This window comes from Mesorhizobium sp. WSM4844 (genome assembly GCF_055811775.1).
The window spans coordinates 63,142-86,041 of the sequence record NZ_JBVVQB010000020.1; the positions used below are offsets into that span (position 1 = coordinate 63,142).

Annotated in this window: 20 protein-coding genes and 1 pseudogene; 4 read left to right on the top strand and 17 right to left on the bottom strand. The window is 63.1% G+C overall.

Annotated features, from left to right (window positions below; translation table 11 throughout):
* Positions 1-161: 161 nt before the first annotated feature.
* Genes AC0L2A_RS17685 through cysG form a run of 4 tightly spaced genes read right to left on the bottom strand, consistent with a single transcriptional unit; the run spans position 162 to position 4,372 of the window.
* On the bottom strand, positions 162-926 hold the full coding sequence (locus tag AC0L2A_RS17685) for a phosphoadenylyl-sulfate reductase (RefSeq protein ID WP_287122714.1): 765 nt from the start codon (positions 924-926) through the stop codon (positions 162-164).
* Entirely contained in the window at positions 901-2,571 is a 1,671-nt protein-coding gene (locus AC0L2A_RS17690; RefSeq protein ID WP_473609849.1) for a nitrite/sulfite reductase, read from the bottom strand. Before AC0L2A_RS17690 ends, AC0L2A_RS17685 begins: the two co-directional genes overlap by 26 nt.
* A gap of 47 nt (positions 2,572-2,618) precedes the next feature.
* The gene (locus AC0L2A_RS17695) at positions 2,619-2,924 is read right to left on the bottom strand and encodes a DUF2849 domain-containing protein (protein ID WP_077381067.1); all 306 of its coding nucleotides are present in this window, start codon (positions 2,922-2,924) and stop codon (positions 2,619-2,621) included.
* Positions 2,921-4,372 (bottom strand): siroheme synthase CysG, encoded by a 1,452-nt coding sequence (cysG, locus tag AC0L2A_RS17700; protein ID WP_473609850.1) that lies wholly within the window; start codon positions 4,370-4,372, stop codon positions 2,921-2,923. Before cysG ends, AC0L2A_RS17695 begins: the two co-directional genes overlap by 4 nt.
* On the opposite strand from cysG, the gene AC0L2A_RS17705 reads away from it, so the two are divergent.
* The 3 genes and pseudogenes from AC0L2A_RS17705 (at position 4,371) to ybaL (ending at position 7,242) form a co-directional block, all read left to right on the top strand.
* Entirely contained in the window at positions 4,371-4,565 is a 195-nt protein-coding gene (locus AC0L2A_RS17705) for a hypothetical protein (RefSeq protein WP_473609851.1), read from the top strand. The two genes, cysG and AC0L2A_RS17705, sit on opposite strands and share 2 nt — an antisense overlap.
* 246 nt (positions 4,566-4,811) lie before the next feature.
* Entirely contained in the window at positions 4,812-5,261 is a 450-nt protein-coding gene (locus AC0L2A_RS17710; protein ID WP_473609853.1) for a baeRF12 domain-containing protein, read from the top strand.
* Positions 5,262-5,474: 213 nt separating this feature from the next.
* Positions 5,475-7,242 (top strand): annotated as a pseudogene (gene ybaL, locus AC0L2A_RS17715) (YbaL family putative K(+) efflux transporter).
* A 64-nt stretch (positions 7,243-7,306) separates the two neighbouring features.
* Here the strand turns inward: ybaL and AC0L2A_RS17720 are convergent.
* The 8 genes from AC0L2A_RS17720 to AC0L2A_RS17755 form a co-directional block, all read right to left on the bottom strand.
* The gene (locus AC0L2A_RS17720; RefSeq protein ID WP_065010150.1) at positions 7,307-8,059 is read right to left on the bottom strand and encodes an SDR family NAD(P)-dependent oxidoreductase; all 753 of its coding nucleotides are present in this window, start codon (positions 8,057-8,059) and stop codon (positions 7,307-7,309) included.
* 56 nt (positions 8,060-8,115) lie between these two features.
* Positions 8,116-10,368, bottom strand: a complete 2,253-nt coding sequence (locus AC0L2A_RS17725) for a transglycosylase domain-containing protein (protein ID WP_473609854.1) — start codon at positions 10,366-10,368, stop codon at positions 8,116-8,118.
* A 451-nt stretch (positions 10,369-10,819) separates the two neighbouring features.
* Entirely contained in the window at positions 10,820-11,209 is a 390-nt protein-coding gene (locus tag AC0L2A_RS17730; protein WP_027153082.1) for a hypothetical protein, read from the bottom strand.
* Positions 11,210-11,411: 202 nt separating this feature from the next.
* Positions 11,412-11,558 carry a hypothetical protein gene (locus tag AC0L2A_RS17735; RefSeq protein WP_027153083.1) on the bottom strand — a complete coding sequence of 49 codons (147 nt, stop codon included), beginning with the start codon at positions 11,556-11,558 and terminating at the stop codon, positions 11,412-11,414.
* Between the two features lie 27 nt (positions 11,559-11,585).
* A complete protein-coding gene (locus tag AC0L2A_RS17740) occupies positions 11,586-11,840 on the bottom strand; it encodes a GlsB/YeaQ/YmgE family stress response membrane protein (RefSeq protein WP_023797416.1) in 255 nt (84 codons plus the stop codon).
* Positions 11,841-11,945: 105 nt separating this feature from the next.
* Positions 11,946-12,194, bottom strand: a complete 249-nt coding sequence (locus tag AC0L2A_RS17745; RefSeq protein WP_473609856.1) for a hypothetical protein — start codon at positions 12,192-12,194, stop codon at positions 11,946-11,948.
* 51 nt (positions 12,195-12,245) lie between these two features.
* Positions 12,246-12,866, bottom strand: coding sequence for a ribonuclease D (locus AC0L2A_RS17750; protein WP_287054333.1), 621 nt, complete (start codon positions 12,864-12,866; stop codon positions 12,246-12,248).
* Positions 12,867-12,976: 110 nt separating this feature from the next.
* Positions 12,977-14,362, bottom strand: coding sequence for a M20/M25/M40 family metallo-hydrolase (locus AC0L2A_RS17755; protein WP_473609857.1), 1,386 nt, complete (start codon positions 14,360-14,362; stop codon positions 12,977-12,979).
* A gap of 404 nt (positions 14,363-14,766) precedes the next feature.
* Here AC0L2A_RS17755 and polA point away from each other — a divergent pair, with 404 nt between their 5' ends.
* Positions 14,767-17,733: a DNA polymerase I gene (polA, locus tag AC0L2A_RS17760; protein ID WP_473609858.1), complete on the top strand. Its 2,967-nt coding sequence runs from the start codon at positions 14,767-14,769 to the stop codon at positions 17,731-17,733.
* Between the two features lie 240 nt (positions 17,734-17,973).
* On the opposite strand, the gene AC0L2A_RS17765 is transcribed toward polA, so the two are convergent.
* From AC0L2A_RS17765 to AC0L2A_RS17785, 5 genes are all read right to left on the bottom strand, one after another.
* Positions 17,974-18,378: a Fur family transcriptional regulator gene (locus AC0L2A_RS17765; protein ID WP_023797411.1), complete on the bottom strand. Its 405-nt coding sequence runs from the start codon at positions 18,376-18,378 to the stop codon at positions 17,974-17,976.
* Positions 18,379-18,652: 274 nt separating this feature from the next.
* Positions 18,653-19,699, bottom strand: coding sequence for an L-glyceraldehyde 3-phosphate reductase (gene mgrA / locus AC0L2A_RS17770; RefSeq protein WP_473609860.1), 1,047 nt, complete (start codon positions 19,697-19,699; stop codon positions 18,653-18,655).
* A gap of 124 nt (positions 19,700-19,823) precedes the next feature.
* Positions 19,824-20,987 (bottom strand): Gfo/Idh/MocA family protein, encoded by a 1,164-nt coding sequence (locus AC0L2A_RS17775; protein WP_473609861.1) that lies wholly within the window; start codon positions 20,985-20,987, stop codon positions 19,824-19,826.
* A 12-nt stretch (positions 20,988-20,999) separates the two neighbouring features.
* Complete coding sequence (locus AC0L2A_RS17780; protein ID WP_473609862.1) at positions 21,000-21,746, bottom strand: sugar phosphate isomerase/epimerase family protein; 747 nt, start codon at positions 21,744-21,746, stop codon at positions 21,000-21,002.
* A 55-nt stretch (positions 21,747-21,801) separates the two neighbouring features.
* Positions 21,802-22,899 carry an ABC transporter ATP-binding protein gene (locus AC0L2A_RS17785; RefSeq protein ID WP_473609864.1) on the bottom strand — a complete coding sequence of 366 codons (1,098 nt, stop codon included), beginning with the start codon at positions 22,897-22,899 and terminating at the stop codon, positions 21,802-21,804.
* Position 22,900 lies beyond the last annotated feature (1 nt).

A 22,900-nucleotide genomic window follows, 5' to 3' on the forward strand; every position in this document is an offset into this window, starting at 1 on the left:
ATTCCCAAGTCCACAAAATTCCAAAGTTCAAAACGCTCGAGGGTGTGTTGAGATTCAGGTAAGGCCGAGCCGAGAATGGTGGCTTCCGAGAACCGGAGCGGAGCGTACTTTGGGTACGTGCCGCCATTCGCAGGCCAGCCTCACCTGAATATCGACATACCCTAAAGCGATGCGTCGGTCAGCGACTTCTCCAGCCCCGACAAATGGATGCCGCACTCTGTCTTGGCGTGCCCCACCCAGCGGCCGCTGCGTGCATCCTCGCCCGGCTGCACCGGCTGCGTGCACGGGAAGCAGCCTATCGAGAGATAGCCATAGGCGACCAGCGGATTCTCACGCAGCGCATGCGCGCGCATATAGTTGGCCTGGTCTGATGTCGTCCAATGCGCCAGCGGATTGATGCGAATGCGCGAGCCGACCGCCTCGAACACCGGCAGGGATGCCCGCGTCGTCGCCTGAAAACGCTTGCGGCCGGTGAACCAGGCGCGGAACGGCTCGACGCCGCGCGCCAGCGGCTCGACCTTGCGGACCTCGCAGCAGGCGTCGGTGTCGGTTTCGTTCAGATTACCGGTCGGATCGATCCGTTCGAGCGCCGCTTCTTCGGGAGTGATCACCCTTATATCGGTCAGCCCGAAATCGGCAACCAGCGCGTCACGATAGCCGAGCGTCTCCTCGAAGTGCTTGCCGGTGTCGAGGAAGATGACCGGCAGCGTCCGGTCGATCTTGGCGATCATGTGCAGAAGCACTGCAGAATCCGCCCCGAACGACGAAACTGCGGCGATTTCACCGTGAAAGAATTCCCGGGCCGACCGCTCGATGATCTCCAGCGGCTTCAGATGACCATAGAGCGCATCGAGCCCCGCCGCTTCGGCGGCGATGCCGGCCTCGACGTCGACGATACGATCAAGCGGCCTTGGCTTCGCCAGCATAGAGCGCCTCCTTGAACGGCGCGGGACCGACACGGCGGTAGGCGTCGATGAATTTTTCGTTTCTGTCGAGCCGGAGGCCGAGATAGGTCTCGACGATCTGCTCGATGGCGTCGGTGATCTCTGCCGAGCTGAAGCCGCGGCCGATAATCTCGCCGACCGAGGTGTTCTCGTCCGCCGAGCCGCCGAGCGTGACCTGGTAGAGTTCGGCGCCCTTCTTCTCGACGCCGAGGATGCCGATATGGCCGACATGGTGATGGCCGCAGGCATTGATGCAGCCGGAAATCTTCAGCTTCAATTCGCCGATCTCGCGCTGACGCTCGAGCGAAGCAAAACGACGCGAGATTTCCTGCGCCACCGGAATCGAGCGCGCCGTGGCCAGCGCGCAATAGTCGAGGCCCGGGCACGAGATGATGTCTGATATCAGGTTGGAATTGGCGGTCGCCAGTCCGATGTCGACCAGCGCGTCATAGACCGCCTTGAGGTCGGCCCGCGCGACATGCGGCAGGATCAGGTTCTGCTCATGGCTGACGCGCAGCTCGTCGAAAGCATATTTTTCGGCAAGGTCGGCGACCGCTTCCATCTGGCTGTCGGAGGCATCGCCCGGCGCTTCGCCAATGCCCTTGAGCGAGATGGTCACGGCGGCATAATCCGGGTGACGGTGTGTCACCACGTTCTGGTCGAGCCATTCCGAAAAGCTCTTCGAATCGAGGCGGGCGAGCTTGACGGCCTCGTCGCCTTCCGGCCGTTCGGCCAGCGCCGGTGGTGCGAAATAGGCATCGATGGCGCGGATGTCGGCTTCCGGCAGTTTTAGATCCGCATCCTTCAGTTCTAGCCATTCAGCCTCGACCTGGCGGGTGATCTCCTCGACGCCGGTCTCGTGGACAAGGATCTTGATGCGCGCCTTGTATTTGTTGTCGCGGCGGCCGTAGAGGTTGTAAACGCGCAGGATCGCCGTGCAATAGGACAGAAGGTCGGCCTCGGGCAGGAAGTCGCGGATCTTCTTGGCGATCATCGGCGTACGGCCCTGGCCGCCGCCGACATAGACGGCGAAACCGAGTTCGCCGGCAGCGTTCTTCTTCAAATGCAGGCCGATGTCATGCGTCTGGATGGCGGCGCGGTCGCGCTCAGCGCCGGTCACCGCAATCTTGAATTTTCTCGGCAGGAACGAGAATTCCGGATGCACCGACGACCATTGGCGCAGGATTTCCGCATAGGGACGCGGATCGGCCACCTCGTCGGCGGCGGCACCGGCAAAGTGGTCGGCGGTGACGTTGCGGATGCAGTTGCCGCTGGTCTGGATGGCGTGCATCTCGACACCAGCCAGATCGGCCAGGATCGCCGGAATGTCCGACAGCGCCGGCCAGTTGAACTGGATGTTCTGGCGCGTCGTGAAATGGCCGTAGCCCTTGTCGTATTTGCGGGCGATGTGGCCGAGCATGCGCAGCTGCTTGCTGTTCAGCGTGCCGTAAGGCACCGCGATGCGCAGCATGTAGGCGTGCAACTGCAGGTAGACGCCATTCATCAGCCGCAGCGGCCGGAACTGATCCTCGGTGATCTCGCCGGCAAGCCGCCGCGCGACCTGATCGCTGAACTCGGCGACGCGGGCCTGGACGAAATCGTGATCGAACTCATCGTAACGGTACATGTCTGGTCTTTCCGGGCGCGTCCGCCCGTTGTCTTCAATGTGGTCGTTTACGCCGCGCGGGCGGCTACCGGGCGGGCCTGCTTGCCCAGGTCGTTGCGGTTGGTCGGGCCGGCGGCGCGGATCTTTTCGCGCAGCCGGACCGGCTCGACGACACCATTGGCGACGGTCACGTCGATCAGATTGACGTCGACCACTTCATTGTTGGCGGAGGCCGTGGCGCCGATCGCCTCCAGCCGGTCTTCAGCCGCCTTGTCATGGGCGACATCGGCATTGTCGATGGTCTCGGCCCAGCCGCCATTGGCGTACCAGACGGCTTCGCCGTCGGCGAGGCGGTTTGCAGTCAGAACTTTCATCGTTCAGCTCCTTCGGCGGCTGTTTGGGCCGCGCCTTCATACCTGTGTGCCGCCAGCGGCTCGGAACGTTCAAAATTGGCGCCGGCGACCGCATCGCCGATGATGGTCATGACCGGGCCGGTAAGGTCGGCGCGGACCTCCAGCGACGGCAGGTCGGCGAGCGTGCCGTGGAAACGGCGCCGGTTGGCAAGACTGGCATTCTCGACCACGGCGACCGCAGTATCCGGCGACAGGCCGGCCTCGATCAGCCGGCCGGCAACCTCGGCCGCGACCGAGCGACCCATATAGACGGCGACCGTGGCGCCGGAAATGGCGAGCTTTGCCCAGTCGGGCAGCGAATTTCCCTTGAGGTCGTGGCCGGTGGTGAACACCATCGACGACGACACGCCGCGCAGCGTCAGCGGCAGCTCGAAATCGGCGGCGGCGGCGAAGGCCGCGGTGACGCCCGGAACCACCTCATAGGCGATGCCGGCATCGCGCAGCGCTGCCATTTCCTCGCCCGCCCGGCCGAACACCAGCGGATCGCCAGATTTCAGCCGCACGACGCGCTTGCCGTCGCGGCCGAGCTCGATCAGCAGCGCATTGATCTCGGCTTGGCTCTTGGTGTGGCAGCCCTTGCGTTTGCCTACCGGCAGACGCTCGGCGTCGCGACGGCCCATGGCGACGATCGCCTCCGGCACCAGCGCATCATGGACGATGACATCGGCTTCCATCAGCAGCCGGTGGGCGCGCAGCGTCAGCAGGTCTTCGGCGCCGGGACCCGCGCCAACCAGGGCAATGTGACCCGATGCCGGCGCGTTCGAAAGCAACAGGTCGACGGCAGCACCGTGCGCCTGCGAAAGCTGGCCAGCCTCCATGGCGCGGGCCGGCGCGCCGCCGAAAAACTCGCTCCAGAAGCGGCGGCGGGCATTGCCTTTCGGCAGCAATCTCTCAACAGTGCCGCGCAACGAGGCAGCAAGCGAAGCAAGCGGCCCGAGCGACGGCGACAGCATGCGGTCGATGCGGCTGCGCAGCATCTGGGCAAGCACCGGTCCGGCCCCTTCCGTGCCGATGGCAATGGCGACCGGCGCGCGGTTGACCAGCGCCGGGGTGAAGAAATCGCATAGCTCCGGCCGGTCGACGGCATTGACCGGAATGCCCAGCCGGCGCGCATCCTCGGCAACGCGGCGGTCAAGCGCCTCGTTACCGCTGGCAGCAAACACCATCACCGCGCCTTCGAGATGCGCGGCCTCATAGGCGGCAGCGATGTGGACGGCGCCATTCGCGGCGATGAAGGCCAGCAAATCATGCTCGGGGGCATCGGCTATGATGCGCAAGACGGCGCTTGACTGGCCGATCAGCCGCGCCTTGGCCAGAGCCTCCTCGCCGCCGCCGACGATGGCCACGGCTTCGCCAGCGACCCGCATAAAGACGGGAAAGGCGTTGAGCTTGGCGGGGGCCTGCGGCATGGCGAGCGGAATCCTGAATACGCTGTCGGTTTTACGCGCGGGCGCGAAAAAACAGAAGGAACGCACTCGCGCATCGCTTCGCACGAAGCAATCGCTTTTCCGCAAGCACCAGAGGCAGGAGAAAAAAATTCCACACCCACGAGTGGAGCGTATCCAAGCCGCTGTTGCGAGCCTTGATCTGCGGCCGTTCTAGCGACAAGCGACGTATATTACAAAACACTTTTTTCTAAATTCCACCAATCTAGTAGATTAAAGCCGACATGCTCTGAGCACCGTCATCCCCGTTGGTTGGCTTGCTCGCCGTGCTTGTCGTCACCGGAACATTCCTGCCTCGGCGCGCGTTTGCTCCTCTGCGAATCCGAGCCTGGCTGTCCAGCTGCGGCAATGGCTCCAGAGACGGGCCTGGAAAACCATGAAAAACAGAAAAAGGAGCGCTCCGGTGAACAACCTCAAGCTGAAACGCGGACTGTGGGTCGTGGTCGCCGACGGCGAGAAGGCACTGTTCCTCGAGAACCGTGGCGACACCCAGTATCCCGACCTTCAGGTCGTGCAGGAGATGGAACAGGCAAATCCGGCGACGCGAGAGCAAGGTTCGGACCGCCCGGGTCGCTACAGCGACGGCCCATCCGTCCACCGCAGCGCAGTCGAGGACACTGACTGGCATCGCCTCGGCAAGGAGCGTTTCGCCGACGAAATTGCCGAGCGGCTGTACAAGCTCGCGCATCGCGGCGCCTTCAAGGAGATGGTGCTGATCGCACCGCCGCAGGTGCTGGGTGACATGCGTCGAAAACTGCACAAGGAAGTTGCCGGGAAAATCACAGCGGAAATTCCCAAGACGCTGACCAACCACACCATCGTCGACATCGAAAACCTGCTGCAGGCCACCTGATCGGGCATCAGGCGCAGGCGGTTTCTTTTTAGCAGCAACCATTGCCAGCCCGAGGCGGCCCGCCTTCTGCCAACCCCACCTTCTGCCGGCCCTTGTCGTATATTCCATGGCATTTGCGGTTGCCTCGCGGCCATCCGGGCCGCCATATTGCAAGGCGGCTGCTTCGGGCGGTGCATATCCGACATCGTAATTTTGAAAGGCGCTCCATAGACAATGCCGCATGACACGCCGCTTATCGCCACCATCGTCGCCGGTTTGGGGCTGGCTTTCGTCTTCGGCGCAATTGCCAATCGCTTCCGCATCCCGCCGCTGGTCGGCTACCTCGTCGCCGGCGTCCTGGTCGGGCCGAACACGCCGGGCTTCGTCGCCGATACCGGCCTCGCCAATGAACTGGCCGAAATCGGCGTGATCCTGTTGATGTTCGGCGTCGGCCTGCATTTCTCGCTGAAGGACTTGTTGTCGGTCCGCGCCATCGCCGTGCCCGGCGCCATCGTGCAGATCGGCTTCGCGACGGCGCTCGGCGCCGGCCTTGCCTGGATGCTCGGCTGGTCGATGGGCGCGGGGCTGGTGTTCGGGCTGGCGCTTTCCGTCGCCTCGACCGTTGTGCTGCTGCGTGCCTTGCAGGAGCGGCGGCTGATCGAGACCGAGCGCGGCCGCATCGCCGTCGGCTGGCTGATTGTCGAGGATCTGGCCATGGTGCTGGCGCTGGTGCTTTTGCCGGCGTTGGCCGGCGTGCTGGGTGGCCAGCAGCAAGTGGAGAGCCATAGCAGTCTGCTGTCGCTGCCGGCGAGCTTCGGCGTCGGGGTATCGTCGGCATGACGTTGGCCAAGGTCGCGGCCTTTGTCGTCGTTATGCTGGTGGTCGGCCGCCGGGTCATCCCCTGGATCCTGCACTACGTCGCCCATACCGGGTCGCGTGAATTGTTCCGGCTGGCGGTGCTGGCCATCGCGCTCGGGGTCGCTTTCGGCGCGGCCACGCTATTCGGCGTCTCGCTAGCGCTGGGCGCATTCTTTGCCGGCATGATCATGAGCGAATCCGAACTCAGCCATCGGGCGGCCGAGGAATCGCTGCCGCTCCGCGACGCGTTCTCCGTGCTGTTCTTCGTTTCGGTCGGCATGCTGTTCGACCCGTTCAGCCTGGTCAGCAATGGCTGGCCGATCTTGGCGACGCTGGCCATCATCGTCATCGGCAAATCGCTGGCGGCCTTCGTCATCGTCGTCGCCTTCCGTTATCCGATCGCGACCGCGTTGATGATTTCGGCAAGCCTGGCCCAGATCGGCGAATTCTCCTTCATCCTGGCCGAGCTCGGCGTCGGGCTGAAGCTGCTGCCCGAACAAGGACGCGACCTCATCCTCGCCGGTGCTATCCTGTCGATCGTCCTCAACCCGCTGATGTTCCTTGCCGTCGACTGGATGAAACCATGGCTGGAGAGGCGCGCCGGCAAGGCGGCGTCGCTCGACGAGGCAAAACCGATCGGGCCCGCCACGGAGCCAGGCCAGTTGGCTTCGGTTGCGGCACCGGTGAACGAGGATGGCCCGCCGCCCAGGACAGCGCTTACCGGCCACTCCATCCTGGTCGGCTATGGCCGTGTCGGCAGCCTCGTCGGCGCGTCCTTGAAGAAGGCCGCCCTGCCCTTCCTCGTCATCGAGGATGCCGACAAGACGCTGGCGAAGCTCAGGGACGACGGCATCGAAACCGTGTCAGGCAACGCCGCGAATAGCGAGGTGTTCGCCGCAGCCAATCCCGAGGGCGCGAAGCGGCTGATCCTCGCCATCCCGAACGCCTTCGAGGCGGGACAGATCGTGCTGCGCGCCCGCGCCGCCAACCCGAAGATCAACGTCATCGCCCGCGCCACTCCGATGCCGAGGTCGAGCATCTCAAGGGGCTCGGAGCCGACACAGTCATCATGGGCGAGCGCGAGATCGCCCGCGGGATCGTGGAAGAGGTTTTGGCAGCACCGAAAGCGCCTTCAGCAGCCTAAGCCGGCGCCGCCCCTCACCCTTACCCTCCCAGTGAAGAACTGGAGAGGGTAAGGGTGAAAAAGCTCACACGTGCTGGCCGCCATTGATGTGGATTTCCGAGCCCGTCACATAGGAAGCCTGCTGCGAGCACAGAAAGAATATGATGTCGGCGACTTCGGCCGTGGTTCCCAGCCGCCGCAGCGGAATCGTCTCGACGATCTTTTCCGTGCCCGGTGACAGGATCGCCGTGTCGATCTCGCCGGGTGCGATGGCGTTGACGCGGATGCCGTGCGGGCCGAAATCATGCGCCATTTCGCGCGTCAGCGAGCCAAGCGCCGCCTTCGACGTCGCATAAGCGGTGCCGGCGAAGGGATGCACGCGAGTGCCGGCGATGGACGTGACGTTGACGATCGAGCCTTTGGCCGACGCCAATTCCCTGAACAATCCCCGCGCCAGCATGATCGGCGCAAAGAAATTCACCTGGAACACGTCGCGCCAAACATGCATCGGCGTGTCGATCGAATTCATGCGGCTGTTGCCGTCCTTGAGCTTCGGCGAGATACCGGCATTGTTGACCAGCGCATGGAGTTGGCCGCCATGCGCCTCCAGCCGATGGCGGATCTCCGAGATCGCGATGCCGACATCCTCCTGGTCGGCGAGATCGACTTTGATATGGTCCTCCGGACCGGCCGGCCACGGGCAGTCGTCGGCAAAGGCCTGGCGCGAGCAGGTGATGACGCGCCAGCCTTCGCGCGAAAAGCGCTTGACCGTAGCGTGGCCGATGCCGCGGCTGGCGCCGGTCAGCACGATGGTCTTTCTGGTGTCGGTCTCGGCCATTGACGATCTCTCTTAAACCGCAGATGTAGCGGAACACGGCAGCGATGACGAGGGGGTCAGCCGCCGGTGAGGATGTCGAGGATCGAGGTCTGCCGCTTCTTGACCGGGCCGCCGACATCGGCGGGCGGCACCGGGCGCTTGATCGATGCGGTGGTGCCGCCACCGCCCGGCATGCCGAAGCCGCCGGCATCGACCGTTTCGGCGGGACGCACAGCGCGAGGCGGCGACGCTTTTTGGGCGGACGGCGCGGATTGGCCAACCGAAGCGGACGGCACCGGCGCCGGTTGCGCCGTGTTGGGCGGTAATTCGTCCTGCACGATCGTATCGGCAGGCGTCGACCGCCATGTCCCGGGCAGCGGCCGCACCGGCACGCCTTCGTGCGCGGCGACCATGAACTCATGCCAGGCCTGCGCCGGCAGCGCGCCGCCGGTGACCTTCTTCATCGGACCGCCATCGTCATTGCCGAACCAGACTCCGGTGGTGAGATTGGCGGTATAGCCGATGAACCAGGCGTCGCGCGAATTCTGGCTGGTGCCGGTCTTGCCGGCGGCCGGCCAGGCAAAGGCCGCCTTCCTGGCAGTGCCGATTTCAACGGTGCCCATCATCATAGAGTTCATCATGCCGACGATCTCGGGCTTGATGACGCGCGGGGCGCCGCCATTGTTGTCGTAGAGCACCTTGCCGCCGGCTGTCGTCACGCGGCGGATGAAATGGACATCCGGCCGGTAGCCGCCATTGGCGAAGGGGACATAGGCCGACGTCAGTTCCAGCGGTGTCACTTCGGACGTGCCGAGCGCGATCGAGGTGTTGGCCGTGAGGTCGGACTCGACACCCATGCGATGCGCCGCCTCGACGACCGCGTCAGGCCCGACTTCCATGGTCAGCTGGGCGGCCACCGAGTTCAGTGACTTCGCCAGCGCCGTCGCCAGCGTCACCTTGCCGAAATACTTGCCGCCGTAATTGGTGGGCGTCCATTTGCCAATTTTGATCGGCGCGTCATTGCGCACGCTGTCGGGCGTGCGGCCGGCTTCCAGCGCCGCCATGTAAACAAAGGGCTTGAACGCCGAGCCCGGCTGACGGCGCGCCTCGGAGGCACGGTCGAACTGGCTGGTCGAATAATCATAGCCGCCGACCATGGCGCGTACCGCGCCGGAATTGTCGATCGACACCAGCACGCCCTGGCTGGCATTGAGCTTCTTGCCGCTGCCCTCGATCAGTCGGCGGATCGATTGTTCGGCGAGCTTCTGCAGCGTCAGGTCGACGGTGGCGTCGACGATAATGTCGCCGCGCACGTCGCCGATCAGGTCGGGCAGTTCTTCCACGATGGCGTCGGCGACGTAGTTTTCCGAGCCCGTCCAGTAGGATGCCACCCGCGACGCCGGCGCGCTCATCGCCGTGGTCAGTTCCTTGGCGCTGATCTTGCCTTCGTCGCGCATGGCGGCGAGAACAAGCTGCGAGCGTTGCTCGGCGGCCTTCGGGTCACGCGCCGGAGACAGTCGCGACGGCGCTTTCAACAGGCCGGCGAGGAGCGCGGCCTCCGGCAACGTGACGTCGCGCGCGCTCTTGCCGAAATAGCGGCGCGAGGCCGCTTCGACACCATAGGCGCCGGAGCCGAAATAGACCCGGTTGAGATACATTTCGAGGATCTGGTCCTTGGTGTGCTTGTGCTCGAGCCAGAGCGCCAGAAGCACTTCCTGCACCTTGCGTTCCAGCGTGCGATCGGGTGTCAGGAACAGGTTTTTCGCCAATTGCTGGGTCAGCGTCGAGCCGCCCTGCGAAAAACGCCCGCCGACAACGTTGGCCACCATGGCTCTGGACAGACCGATCGGGTCGATGCCCAAATGCGAATAGAAGCGGCGATCTTCGATGGCGATGACGGCCTCGGGAATATAGGTCGACATTTCATGCAGGCCGACGGCTTCGCCGCCGCTCATGCCGCGATTGGCGAGCAGTTTTCCGTCGACCGAGACGATCCTGATATTGGGCGCGCGGTCGGGGATGGCCCAGGTGGTGGCCGCCGGCATTTTCGCGCCGTAATAGACGACGATGCCGGCGGCGGCGATGCCGCCCCAGATGGCCAGCACGAAGCACCAGTAGGCCAGCCGGCCGAGCACGCCGAACAGGCCGCGCCGGCTTTTGCCGCGCCCGCGACGCGACGCTTTTGTCCTGGCCGATTGGCGCTTTGCAGAGGTGTTGCGGTTGCTCGGCACGACGCGATCCTCCTCGCTCACCGAAAAACCGGCCGAGGATTTCGCCCGCGGCGGTCCCTCGAAGCTCGGTTCGATGCGGCTGTCTCTGCGGTTCGCCATGCGCTGTGCTGTCTGTCCCGATGCCTGTCGCATCGGCCTGAAAATCGGAATCGATTTTCGGAAAAGCCGATGCGAAGCTTCAAAGTCTTAGAGCGTGCGTCCGAACGGACGCACGTCGCTCCATGGCGTTCCGGGTGAAGAGTAGATGCGGCGATTTAAGGGCGGGTTAAATGGTTCAAAGTTAATTCAATGCGTTACGGCACGTCACCGCTCCGTTCCTTGCTCCTGGCGGTCGGCAACAATGGCGTCTATCGCGAGACGGCGGGCGTTCTCGCATTTCGGCATCAACTGCCCAGCCGCAGTCGTTCGGCGCGGACCGCCCATAGCAAGGTTGCCGCAATCTATGCTCGTCATTAGAGCGCGATCGGTAAAGTGCGTTCGATCGCGCTCTAAACCATTGAATCTACGCATGACCTTGTCACCAAAGTCACGCGCACTGGGGGATCATGCGTTAGCCAATCGCAGCACGAACGGAAAGCGCTGCCCAGGATGATTGCATCGTCTCGCCCACATGGCAGTAGCAGACAATTTCGTGGAGCTCATTGTCGGTCAATTCGAAGAAACGCTTTGCTTCGCCATAAGTATCGTCTTTCAGCCCCTCATCGCGCAGGATCGAATCCTCGAAGGCAACCGATATTGGCGAGCCTTCGCTACGCATAATTTCGCGCTCGGGTGACGAACGATATTCGGTCCCGATAAGTGCGGTGAGGAGTCGGTTGGGCTGCCGTTCAAGAAGTTTTGACCAACGTTCGAGACGCTGCGTTCGGTCCATTGCAGGAGGCGTTGGGTCTCTGTGTACCTTTGCCACCGTATGCAGTTGGTCCAGTGTTTGGTGCCTCATGGCAACCTCCTAATAGTAGGCGGGTTGGCCCCAAACTCCCATTACCAAGATCATACCGCGAATGTGTCGATACGTCACTCTCATTCCATATCCAGCTTGGCTTCTCTTTGGGTGCATCGAAGGATGGAGCGGCCCCTGCCTTATCGTCAATTTTCGGCCTGATGGGGTCGTCGGCACCTTGGCCGCGCCAACCCAACGCCGCTCAATTCCGCTGGATCGATATTCCCTTGTCGTCGATCTTGAGTTCCACGCCCTCCGGCCTGGTTTGCTCGCGATAGACATAGATGCCGAGCGCGATGACCACGACGACGAGCGCGCCGATGACGAGATAGAGCATGTTCTGTTTCATGGCGCGCCCTTGATGTGCTTCGCAGGATCAGGCCTGCTTCACCAGCTTGATCAGCACGAGCAGGATCACCGCGCCGATCGTGGCGTGGATAATGGAGGCAAGTATGCCACCGCCTATGGCGAATCCCAGCCTTGGGAAGAGCAAGCCGGCTATCAAGGCGCCGACGATGCCGACGACGATATTGCCGATCAGGCCGAGGCCGAAACCCTTGACGATCAAGCCGGCGAGCCAGCCGGCAATGGCGCCGATGATGATGAAGACAAGCAGGCTCTCAGTACCCATTGCAGATCCCTCCCGCGCGAATGGTCGCGGAGCAGAAAGCTCCGAATCGACCTCCGATTGCAACAGGTCCAACCTATTGGAAAGAAACCGGCGCCGCCAGCGGCGTCATTCGCCGTCGTCATCCCCGGATGCAGGCCGCCAGCTGATCGGCTCGATCTTTGTTTGCGTATGACCGTCCGTATAGGCCCACCAGCCGGTGTCGTTCTCGTCCCAGTCGCCGCCGGCCGCTTTCAGCCGGTCGAGCGACCTGTACTGCGCGATGGATTCGTTCATCACCCCGTCGCTGTCCTTCCAGTAGACGGTGACCTTGGAGCCATCCCTAGGCGCTGTTTCGATTGGTTTTCTGGCAGCCATTTCATCCCCTCCATCGATCGATAGAACGTCGAGGCGAACACCTGGTTCCACTTAGCTGTGGGCGAAGATGTCTGCCTCATCCCAGCCCATCAGGTCGAGCTTCGCACGCGTCGGCAGGAAGCGGAAGCAGGCCTCAGCCTCCTTGCTCCGGTTGTCGCGCGCCAGCCGCATCGTCAGCACATCGCGCAGCTGGTGCAGGTAAAGCACGTCGGAGGCTGCGTATTCGAGTTGTTCGGGCGACAGCGTCTCCGCCGCCCAGTCCGACGATTGCTGCGCCTTCGACAGGCTGACGCCGAGAAGCTCAAAGCAGATGTCCTTCAGCCCGTGCCGGTCGGTGTAGGTTCGGGTCAGCCGCGAGGCGATCTTGGTGCAAAACACCGGCTCCGGCATGACGCCGAAGGCGTGGTAGAGCACGGCGAGATCGAAGCGGCCGAAATGGAACAGCTTGGTTATGCTGCGGTTCCTGAGCAGGCTGACAAGGTTTGGCGCCTTCTTCTGGCCGGGCGCGATCTGGATGACGTCGGCGGAACCGTCGCCCGGCGAGATCTGCACCACGCAAAGCCTGTCGCGATGCGGGTTGAGCCCCAGCGTCTCCGTGTCGATGGCGACCGCCCCGACGTCGTAGTGCAAGAGCCCGGGCAGGTCGTTCTTGTGGAAGCGGATATCGCTCATCGTCTTCTCCGGTCGCGGCCCATTCGTGCGTCCAACTGGGCGCGCGTCGCTCTATCCCGTCCTCGCCGCGATCCGATGAAAAATCAACAGAAAGTTGCCGTCTGGCCCTCTCAGCGTGTCAGCGCGTCGATAATGCGCGCCCACGAGCGCTGGCCCTTGTGGAAGGAACTCATCTCGTATTTCTCGTTCGGCGAATGGATGCGGTCATCGTCGAGCCCGAAACCGACAAGCAAGGATTCGATGCCGAGATAAGTCTGGAAATCGCCGACCACCGGGATCGAGCCGCCGCTTCCCGTAGTCACCGCCGGCTTCGGCCACTCGTCGGACAGCGCGTCCTTGGCCTTGGCGAGAAATGGCGAGTCGTAGGAAAGCTGGATCGCCGGCGAGCCGCCATGCGGGTGGAAATCGACTGAGCAGTCGGCCGGGATGCGCTCCCTGACGAAGGCCTGGAAAGCGGCGCGGATCTTTTCCGGGTTCTGCTTGTGGACGAGGCGGAAAGACACTTTTGCCGAGGCTTCCGCCGCGATCACCGTCTTGAACCCTTTGCCGGTATAGCCACCTATAATGCCGTTGAACTCGGCAGTCGGCCGCGCCCAGGTGAGTTCGAGCACCGAGCGGCCGTGTTCGCCGGAAGGGATCGACAGGCCGACGGGCCCAAGGAACGTCTCAGCGGTCTCGCCGAGCGCCTCCCACGACTTCAGGATCTGCGAAGGCGTCTCCTCGACACCGTCATAGAAACCGGGAATGGTGACGCGGCCGTCCTTGTCGTGGATGTCGGCCAGGATCCTGGCCAGGATGCGAATCGGATTGGCGGCAGCACCGCCGTAGAGACCGGAATGCAGGTCGCGGTCGGCGGCTTTCACCGTGATCTCCTCGCCCACCAACCCGCGCAGCGCGACGCAGATGGACGGTGTTTCGCGGTCCCACATGCCGGTGTCGCAGACAAGCGCGAAGTCGGCCTTGAGTTCGGCCGCATTTGCCTCGAGGAACGGCTTCAGCGATGGCGAGCCGGACTCCTCCTCGCCCTCGAACAGAATTGTGATGCGGCACGGCAGCCCGCCATGCACCTGCTTCCAGGCGCGGCAAGCCTCGACGAAGGTCATCAACTGCCCCTTGTCGTCGGCCGAACCACGTCCCGCGATCACCTGGCGGCCGGGCTCGATCTGCTTTACCGAAGGCGCGAACGGATCGCTTTCCCAAAGCTCGATCGGGTCGACCGGCTGCACGTCGTAATGGCCATAGAACAGGACATGCGGCGCGCCCGCCGGCCCGTCATGGTGCGCCACCACCATCGGATGGCCTGGCGTGTCACGCACGCTGGCGTCGAAGCCGATCAGTCTGAGCTCGGCCACCAGCCATTCTGCCGCCTTGCGGCAGTCTGCGGCATAGGATGGATCGGTGGAGATCGACTTGATCCTGAGCAGGCCAAACAGGCGCTCCAGGCTCTCGTCGAGATTTTTGTCGAGGCGGTCGAGGACGGGAGAAATTCTGGACATTTTTATAAAGCCTTTCGATTCTGAGCGGCAACCCTAAAGCTGCGAGGCAGAAACGAAAAGCCGGCGGTCGTTGGACCACGGGCACCGAAAGGCAAAAAAATGCCGCCGTGGTGGAGGGGGAACCACGGCGGCCTTTACTCGAAACGATGCGGCAGCCCGGAGAGGGGGGATAGGCTGCCGCAAGTGTCCGGGATAGGCGGGGGACGGGCCTTGCTCCGGACCTCGGCGAAAAATGCCGATGGCGTTTATCTGTGTCTCCGAACGTGGCGATTCAAGGGCACGAAGATTACACTTTCGTAACATAGCCGTGATCGGATCGACATGTCAGGGATGTTGCCGGAACCGGTGGTTGAGGCCGCCTTTGGCATGGACCACGACGCCGCGCCGCGCTATCCCTTCGTCCCATGAAAAAAGGCGATCATCTCTTCCTTGTCGATGGCTCCGGCTACATCTTCCGTGCCTATCACGCGCTACCGCCACTGACCCGCAAATCCGATGGGCTGCCGACCAGTGCTGTCCTCGGCTTCTGCAACATGGTGTGGAAGCTGACGCAGGACGCCCGCAACACCGATGTCGGCATCGTGCCGACGCATTTCGCCGTCATCTTCGACTATTCGTCGAAAACCTTCCGCAACGACCTCTACCCCGAATACAAGGCCAACCGCTCGGCGCCGCCGGAAGATCTGATCCCGCAGTTCGGCCTGATCCGCCAGGCGACCAGGGCCTTCAACCTGCCCTGCCTCGAGACGGAAGGCTACGAGGCCGACGACCTGATTGCCACCTATTGCCGGCTTGCCTGCGAAGCCGGCGCCGACACCACCATCATCTCCTCCGACAAGGATCTGATGCAGCTGGTCGGCCCTTCGGTCGCCATGTACGACCCGATGAAGGACCGCCAGATCGGCGTTCCCGAGGTGATCGAGAAATGGGGCGTGCCGCCGGAAAAAATGATCGACCTGCAGGCGCTGACCGGCGATTCGGTCGACAATGTGCCGGGCGTGCCCGGCATCGGGCCGAAGACGGCGGCGCAATTGCTGGAACAGTTCGGCGATCTCGATACGCTGCTCGCCCGTGCCGCCGAGATCAAGCAGGACAAGCGCCGCGAATCGATCATCGCCAATGCCGACAAGGCGCGCATCTCGCGTGAACTGGTGACGCTGAAGAACGACGTGCCGTTGAACGGCGGGCTCGATGATTTCGTGTTGCACCCGCCCGACGGACCAAGGCTGATCGGCTTCCTCAAGACGATGGAATTCTCCTCGCTGACCCGCCGCGTGGCGGAAGCAACCGGAACAGAAGCGGCTGACGTCAAACCCGTTCCCGTCATTATCGAGCGCGCCGACACCGCGCATGGTCCCGATATGGGGTTTGGCGTGCCGGGCGCCGCCGAAAGCGCGGCGGGCACAGTGACAGACGAAGCCGGGGAAGCGGTGCCGGCCACCGTCAAGGTGGAACCCAAGCAAGGCGACACCCCATCGCTTCTCTCGGCGCTTCGCTTCGAGGACGCCACCGCCAGCAAGATCGACACCAGCGCCTACGTCTCCATCCGCGACACTGAAGTGTTGAAGGCATGGGTGGCCGTGGCGATGGAGGCCGGCATCGTCGGCTTCGACACCGAGACCAATTCAGCCGATCCGATGCAGGCCGAGTTGATCGGCCTGTCCATAGCCACTGCGCCCGGTCGCGCCGCCTATGTGCCGCTCGCCCACAAACGCGGCAATGGCGACCTGCTCGGCGGCGGAGTGGTCGAAAACCAGATTCCGATCCGTGATGCGCTTGCCATCCTGAAGCCGTTGCTGGAGGACAGGTCGGTTCTCAAGATCGTTCAGGAGCTGAAATACGACCTCGTCGTCATGAGCCGCCACGGCATCGATATCGCCCCCTTCGACGACACCATGCTGATTTCCTATGTGCTCGACGCAGGCACGTCCGGCGGCCACAGCATGGCGGCTCTGTCGGAAAAGTGGCTCGGCCACTCGACCATTGCCCTCAAGGAACTGGCAGGCTCTGGACGAAGCTTCGTCGGCTTCGACCAGGTCGACATCGACAAGGCAACCGCCTATGCAGCGGAGCATGCCGATGTGACGCTCAGGCTCTGGCGGGTGCTGAAGCCGCGGCTTGCCGCCAAGGGCCTCGTCTCGGTCTACGAGCGGCTGGAACGGCCGCTGGTGCCGGTTCTGGCAAGGATGGAGCAGCGCGGCATCTCCGTCGACCGGCAGATCCTGTCGCGGCTCTCCGGCGAATTGGCACAGGGCGCCGCGCGGCTGGAGGACGAGATCTACCAGCTCGTCGGCGAGCGCATCAATATCGGCTCGCCAAAACAGCTCGGCGATATCCTGTTCGGCAGGATGGGCCTGCCCGGCGGCTCCAAGACCAAGACCGGCCAATGGTCGACCTCGGCCCAGCTCCTGGAAGACCTCGCCGCAGAAGGCCACGAGCTGCCGCGCAAGATCGTCGACTGGCGCCAGCTGACCAAATTGAAATCGACCTATACCGATGCGCTGCCCGGTTTCGTCCATCCCGATACGAAGCGCGTCCACACCTCATACGCGCTTGCCGCAACGACGACAGGCCGGCTGTCGTCCTCCGATCCCAATTTGCAGAACATTCCGGTACGCACCGTCGAGGGGCGAAAGATCCGGACGGCGTTCATCGCCGACAAGGGCAACAAGCTGGTTTCCGCCGACTACAGCCAGATCGAGCTGCGCGTGCTCGCCCATGTCGCCGAGATCCCGCAGCTCAAGCAGGCGTTTGCCGACGGCGCCGACATCCACGCCATCACCGCCTCGGAGATGTTCAACGTCCCGGCCGAGGGCATGCCCTCGGAGGTACGCCGCCGCGCCAAGGCGATCAATTTTGGCATCATCTACGGCATTTCCGCCTTTGGCCTGGCCAACCAGCTGTCGATCCCGCGCGAAGAGGCCGGCGCCTATATCAAGAAATACTTCGAACGCTTCCCCGGCATCCGCGATTATATCGACGCGACCAAGGCCTATGCCCGCGAATACGGCTATGTCGAAACGATCTTCGGCCGCCGCATCCACTACCCGGAGATACGGTCGTCAAACCCGTCGGTCCGTGCCTTCAACGAGCGCGCCTCGATCAACGCCCGGCTGCAGGGCACCGCGGCCGACATCATCCGCCGCGCCATGATCCGCATGGACGAAGCGCTGGAAAAGGCGAAGCTGTCCGCCCGCATGCTGCTGCAAGTGCATGACGAACTGGTCTTCGAGACGGCCGAAGCGGAGGTCGAGGCGACGATCCCCGTCGTGCGTCATGTCATGGAGAACGCCGCGATGCCGGCGGTGTCGATGTCGGTGCCGCTGCACGTCGAAGCCCGCGCCGCCGACAATTGGGAAGAGGCGCATTAGCGCCTCATGCGGATGCTTGCAGCCCGCTAGGTCGAGTTCCTTCGCACCCCCCTCTGTCCTGCCGGACATCTCCCCCGCAAGGGGGGAGATCGGCCGTCACTTCACGTTTTCGCCAATCTCCAACGTTGCAAGAATGAGCGGAGGGCGGAAGCTGCCAATCTCCCCCCTTGCGGGGGAGATGTCCGGCAGGACAGAGGGGGGTGCTGTCCCTCCAGCATCAATAGGTTAGCTGGCCTAGCCTTAAGCCGCCTCGGCCAGGCATTTGGCACACGTCCCGCGAAATTCGATCACCGCCTTCTTGGCGGCAAAACCGGTCGAGCGCACCCATTCGTCGAGCCGGTGTCCGACATCATGGTCGGAAAATTCGGTCACCTGCCCGCATGTGTCGCAGATGGCAAAGGCGGTCATCGAATGGCTGTGGTCGTGCGGCTCGGCGCAGGCGACAAAGGAATTGAGGCTTTCGAGCCGGTGCACGAAGCCGGACTTCACCAGCGTGTCGAGCGCGCGATAGACCTGCAGCGGTGCGCGAAAACCCCGATCGCGAAGCTGGTCGAGCAATGTATAGGCGCTGAGCGGCCCGCTGGCGGCCTCGAGTTTCTCGAGCACGCACAACTGGTTTTTCGTCAGCACATCCCTTGCCGCCATGATCCTGTTTCCAACCCGTTTTGCGCCGGTTGCTCGTCATTTTCCGCATGCAAGCGGCTTCAATTCTCTCCAGATAGCGACGAACCGGCCTTTTTGCTACTGTTTCTGTGTCGGCATGGCCCAGAAGCCGACCAACTCCGAGGCATTGGCGCGCGCGTACATGAAACCAGCGGGAGCAGTTCCCTCACACCTGTTTGGCTATGCGTTGCCAATCACTTGCTAGGCAATCGCTTCAGACCAATTTTCGATGTCAACCTGAAGTGATTGCCCTGAGTCACTTCCGTGGCGGACCCTTGCGCTCGGCGGACGAGGCCCACAGATTGATGTCGGCTTCGCGCGCGTAGGTGTCGATTTCGGCGAGCTCTGCATCGCTGAAATCGAGCGCCTTCAGCGCGCCGACGCAATCCTCGACCTGTTCCGGCCGGCTGGCGCCGATCAGCGCCGAGGTCACCCGGCCCTTGCGCAGCACCCAGGCCAGCGCCATCTGCGCCAGGGTCTGGCCGCGTCGGCCGGCGATGGCGTTCAGCGCCCCGATGTTGGCGATGGTCTTGTCGTTGATGAAGGCCGGCCGCAGCGACTTGCCCTGGCTGGCACGGCTGCCCTCAGGGATGCCGCCGAGATATTTGTCGGTCAGCATGCCTTGCGCCAGCGGAGTGAACACGATTGAGCCGACGCCGAGCCCCTCCAGCGTGTCGAGCAGACCATCGTCCTCGACCCAGCGGTTGAGCATCGAATAGCTCGGCTGATGGATGATGCAAGGCGTGCCGAGTTGCTTCAATATGTCGGCGGCCTCGCGTGTGCGCTGCGAATTGTAGGAGGAGATGCCGGCATAAAGCGCCTTGCCCGAGCGCACCGCGTGATCGAGCGCGCCCATCGTTTCTTCCAGCGGAGTATCAGGGTCGAAGCGGTGCGAATAAAAGATGTCGACATAGTCGAGCCCCATCCGCTTCAGGCTCTGATCGAGGCTGGCCAGCACATATTTGCGCCCGCCCCACTCGCCATAGGGTCCGGCCCACATCTCATACCCGGCCTTGGTCGAGATGATCAGCTCGTCACGAAAAGAGGAGAAATCCGTCCGCAGGATTTCGCCGAAAGCCGTCTCCGCCGAACCGGGCGGCGGGCCGTAATTGTTGGCGAGGTCGAAATGCGTGATGCCGAGATCGAAGGCCTTGTGCGCGATTGCCTGCTTGGTCCGGTGCGGCGTGTCGTCACCGAAATTGTGCCAGAGCCCGAGCGAGATCGCCGGCAATTTCAGGCCAGATCGCCCGCAGCGATTGTAGACCATGTTCTCGTAACGGTTTTCCGCGGGCACATAGGGCATGGAATATCCTCAAATCAAAAGCGAGCCCGGCAGTTGCCACCGCGAAAAAGGGTGAGTCGGCTCTGCCTCTCACCCTTAGCCCCTCGCCGTTTCTATGGGGAGAGGGATCGCTGAAGCGCTTATGCTACTTCTTCTTTGCCAAGAGCCCTTTCTTCTTCGCCAACAGCCCTTCCGCATCCTTGACGCCCAGTGCCGCAGGCCGTTCGCAGGTGGTCTGCATGGCAACGAACTTTCCGCTCGCGCCCGACCGCAACATGCCGGTCATCACATCGACGGCATGCAGCGCCAGTTCCATCGAGCAGCGATGCGGCCGTCCTTCCGTGATCGCCAGCGCCATGTCGGCGAGACCGGCGGTGCGGTAGTTGGCCATCATGCCGTGCGAATGCATCTGGTTGGCCACGCCGAACGGATGCTTCCACTTTGGCAGCTTCTTGACCGGCTTGGCGGCATCGGTGAAGCGAACGTCGCCGCCGAAGAAATTCGGATCCGACAAAAACACCGTGCCCAATTCGCCGTAGAGTTCCATCGGCGCATGGCCATGGCTCCACACGTCCCAGCTGGTATTGAGCGTCACCACGGCGCCATTCTCGAACTCCATCACGCCGTGGATCGTCGTCGGCGTGGCGACCAGGACTTTTTCGCCGGCGCGAGGCTTGGACGAGATCGTACGCTCCGTCTTCGGGATCGAAGCGAAGGCTGCCACCTGCTTCACCGGCCCGATCAGCTGAATCAGGTTGGTGATGTAATAGGGTCCGATATCGAGCACCGGCCCAGCGCCAGGCTGGAAGAAGAAGTCCGGATTGGGGTGCCAATGCTCCATCCCATGGTTCATCACATGGCATGTGCCGCTGGTGATCTTGCCGAGCTTGCCACTGTCGATGAGGTTGCGGACGAGCTGGTGCGCGCCACCGAGGAAAGTGTCCGGCGCCGAGCCGATGCGCAGTCCGTCTTTCTCCGCCAGTTTCTTCAGGTCCAGCCCTTCCTTGACCGACAGCACGAACGGCTTTTCCGAATAGACGTGCTTGCCGGCATCGAGGATCTGTTTCGACACCTCATAGTGCACCGCCGGAACGGTGAGGTTGACGATGATGTCGATGTCGTCGGCGTTGAGCAGCCCCTCGACTGTCTCGGCGCGCAGCTTGAACTCCTTCGCCCGCGCCTTGGCTGCATCCATGTTGATATCCGCGCAGGCGCGCATCTCGATGCCGCGAAACAGCGGCGCAAACGAGAAATACGCCTTCGAGATGTTGCCGCAGCCGATGACGCCGACCCCAAGTTTTTTTGCCATGCTGGTTTGCTCCTAATAGGCCTTGGCGGCTGCGATCGAGCGGCGGGCGAAGCGCTCGATGTCGTTGGGGTTGTCCTGTTCCATAACGTAGTATTTGGCGGCGCTTTTGGCGCGCAGCGCCTGGATCAGACCGGCCCAGTCGATCGTGCCGTGGCCGACATCCGACCAGCCGTCCTCGTCGAGGCCCTCGCCGGGCTTGGCGATGTCCTTGACATGGACGGCGGCGATGCGTTTGCCGTGCTTCTCGATCCAGGGCAGCGGATCGTCGCCGCCGCGCACCACCCAGGCGACGTCCATCTCCCAGTCGATGTCGGGCGCTGCCGCCAGGATATGGTCCTGCGGCACCGAACCGTCGGCAAGCTTCTTGAACTCGAAATCATGGTTGTGCCAGGCAAAGCCGTAGCCGGCCCTTTCAGCCGTCTCGCCGACCTTGGCCAGGCGTGCGCCGAAGCCGCGCCAACCGGCGGCATCGGTCGGCCTGCTCTCGGCGACCAGATAGGGGCAGATGAGCAGCGTGATGCCGAGCGCGTCGGCGATTTTGCGCACGCCGTCAAAATCGTTCTCGAGCGCATCGATCGAGAAATGGCCGGTCGGCATGGCGAGGCCGTTCTTGTCGAGTTCGTCACGAAAGGCCTTGGGGTCGTCATAGACGCCACCGAACCCCTCGACTTGCGCGTAGCCGAGCTCGCCCAGCTTCTTGAGCACCGCTGCCCAAGGCTGGAAGTTGCGGGCGCTGTAAAGTTGGAATGACCAATTCATCGTCTCTGTCCGTTCTCTGGGGATGGATGTGCTTGAGGGTGAAATTCTCGGGGTGTTACAGGCGGTTGCCGGTTGCAGCGTCGAACAGCGAAGCGCGCATCGGGTCAAAACCGATGCTCACGGTGTCGGCGTTGTTTGGCGTGCGCTCAGATGTCACCCGCACGGTGAAATTCTGATTTGCGAGCTTCAGCCAGACCAGCGTGTCGGACCCCATGGGTTCGACGACCACGACATTTGCCGTGGCTGTGAACGGCCATCCGGAGCCGCTGTTGAACGCGACATGCTCGGGCCGGATACCGAACACAGCCGCCCCTGGCACGGGTGCCCTTTCGAAAGCGTAGGTGGCAAGCGGGATCCGCACTTCTTCGGCGACGAAGTGCCAGTTGCCATCGTCCTTCTCCAGCCGGCCGTCGAGGAAATTCATCGCCGGCGAGCCGAGGAAGCCGGCGACGAAACGGTTGACCGGGCGATTGTAGATGGTCTGCGGGGCGTCGAGCTGCTGGATGACGCCGCCCTTCATCACCGCGATGCGGTCGGCCAGCGTCATCGCCTCGATCTGGTCGTGGGTGACATAGATCATGGTGTTCTGCAGCTTGCCGTGCAGCAGTTTGATTTCGACACGCAATTCGGCGCGCAGCTTGGCGTCGAGATTGGAGAGCGGCTCATCGAACAGGAAGACGTCGACGTCGCGTACCAGCGCCCGCCCGATCGCCACACGCTGGCGCTGGCCGCCCGAAAGCGCCGACGGCTTGCGCTGCAGCAGCGGCTCGATCTGCAGGATTTCGGCGGCCCGCGCGATGCGCTTGGCGATCTCGTCCCTGGGAATGCCGGCAACGCGCAGCCCGAACGACAGGTTCTTCTCCACCGTCATCTGCGGGTAGAGCGCATAGGACTGGAACACCATGCCGATGCCGCGGTCCTTGGGTTCTTCCCAGGTGACGTTCTTGCCCTTGATGAAGATGCGGCCGTCCGAAACGTCGAGCAGGCCGGCGATGCAGTTGAGCAGGGTCGACTTGCCGCAGCCGGACGGCCCGAGCAGCACGATGAACTCGCCCTCGGCGACATCGATGTTGAGGGTTTCCAGCACCGAGATTGCGCCGAAATTCAGCGACAGGTCCTGGATTGAGACGCTGGGATTTTCGAGTCTTGTCATC

Excerpts from the sequence above, each read along its gene's own strand:
- AC0L2A_RS17785 (WP_473609864.1), bottom strand. The coding sequence starts at position 22,899 with ATGACAAGACTCGAAAATCCCAGCGTCTCAATCCAGGACCTGTCGCTG.
- AC0L2A_RS17695 (WP_077381067.1), bottom strand. The coding sequence starts at position 2,924 with ATGAAAGTTCTGACTGCAAACCGCCTCGCCGACGGCGAAGCCGTCTGG.
- AC0L2A_RS17725 (WP_473609854.1), bottom strand. The coding sequence starts at position 10,368 with ATGGCGAACCGCAGAGACAGCCGCATCGAACCGAGCTTCGAGGGACCG.
- mgrA (WP_473609860.1), bottom strand. The coding sequence starts at position 19,699 with ATGCCCTATGTGCCCGCGGAAAACCGTTACGAGAACATGGTCTACAAT.
- AC0L2A_RS17765 (WP_023797411.1), bottom strand. The coding sequence starts at position 18,378 with ATGGCGGCAAGGGATGTGCTGACGAAAAACCAGTTGTGCGTGCTCGAG.
- AC0L2A_RS17685 (WP_287122714.1), bottom strand. The coding sequence starts at position 926 with ATGCTGGCGAAGCCAAGGCCGCTTGATCGTATCGTCGACGTCGAGGCC.
- AC0L2A_RS17750 (WP_287054333.1), bottom strand. The coding sequence starts at position 12,866 with ATGAGCGATATCCGCTTCCACAAGAACGACCTGCCCGGGCTCTTGCAC.
- AC0L2A_RS17720 (WP_065010150.1), bottom strand. The coding sequence starts at position 8,059 with ATGGCCGAGACCGACACCAGAAAGACCATCGTGCTGACCGGCGCCAGC.
- cysG (WP_473609850.1), bottom strand. The coding sequence starts at position 4,372 with ATGCCGCAGGCCCCCGCCAAGCTCAACGCCTTTCCCGTCTTTATGCGG.
- AC0L2A_RS17740 (WP_023797416.1), bottom strand. The coding sequence starts at position 11,840 with ATGGGTACTGAGAGCCTGCTTGTCTTCATCATCATCGGCGCCATTGCC.
- AC0L2A_RS17755 (WP_473609857.1), bottom strand. The coding sequence starts at position 14,362 with ATGTCCAGAATTTCTCCCGTCCTCGACCGCCTCGACAAAAATCTCGAC.
- polA (WP_473609858.1), top strand. The coding sequence starts at position 14,767 with ATGAAAAAAGGCGATCATCTCTTCCTTGTCGATGGCTCCGGCTACATC.
- AC0L2A_RS17745 (WP_473609856.1), bottom strand. The coding sequence starts at position 12,194 with ATGGCTGCCAGAAAACCAATCGAAACAGCGCCTAGGGATGGCTCCAAG.
- AC0L2A_RS17780 (WP_473609862.1), bottom strand. The coding sequence starts at position 21,746 with ATGAATTGGTCATTCCAACTTTACAGCGCCCGCAACTTCCAGCCTTGG.
- AC0L2A_RS17730 (WP_027153082.1), bottom strand. The coding sequence starts at position 11,209 with ATGAGGCACCAAACACTGGACCAACTGCATACGGTGGCAAAGGTACAC.
- AC0L2A_RS17705 (WP_473609851.1), top strand. The coding sequence starts at position 4,371 with ATGGCGAGCGGAATCCTGAATACGCTGTCGGTTTTACGCGCGGGCGCG.
- AC0L2A_RS17775 (WP_473609861.1), bottom strand. The coding sequence starts at position 20,987 with ATGGCAAAAAAACTTGGGGTCGGCGTCATCGGCTGCGGCAACATCTCG.
- AC0L2A_RS17735 (WP_027153083.1), bottom strand. The coding sequence starts at position 11,558 with ATGAAACAGAACATGCTCTATCTCGTCATCGGCGCGCTCGTCGTCGTG.
- AC0L2A_RS17690 (WP_473609849.1), bottom strand. The coding sequence starts at position 2,571 with ATGTACCGTTACGATGAGTTCGATCACGATTTCGTCCAGGCCCGCGTC.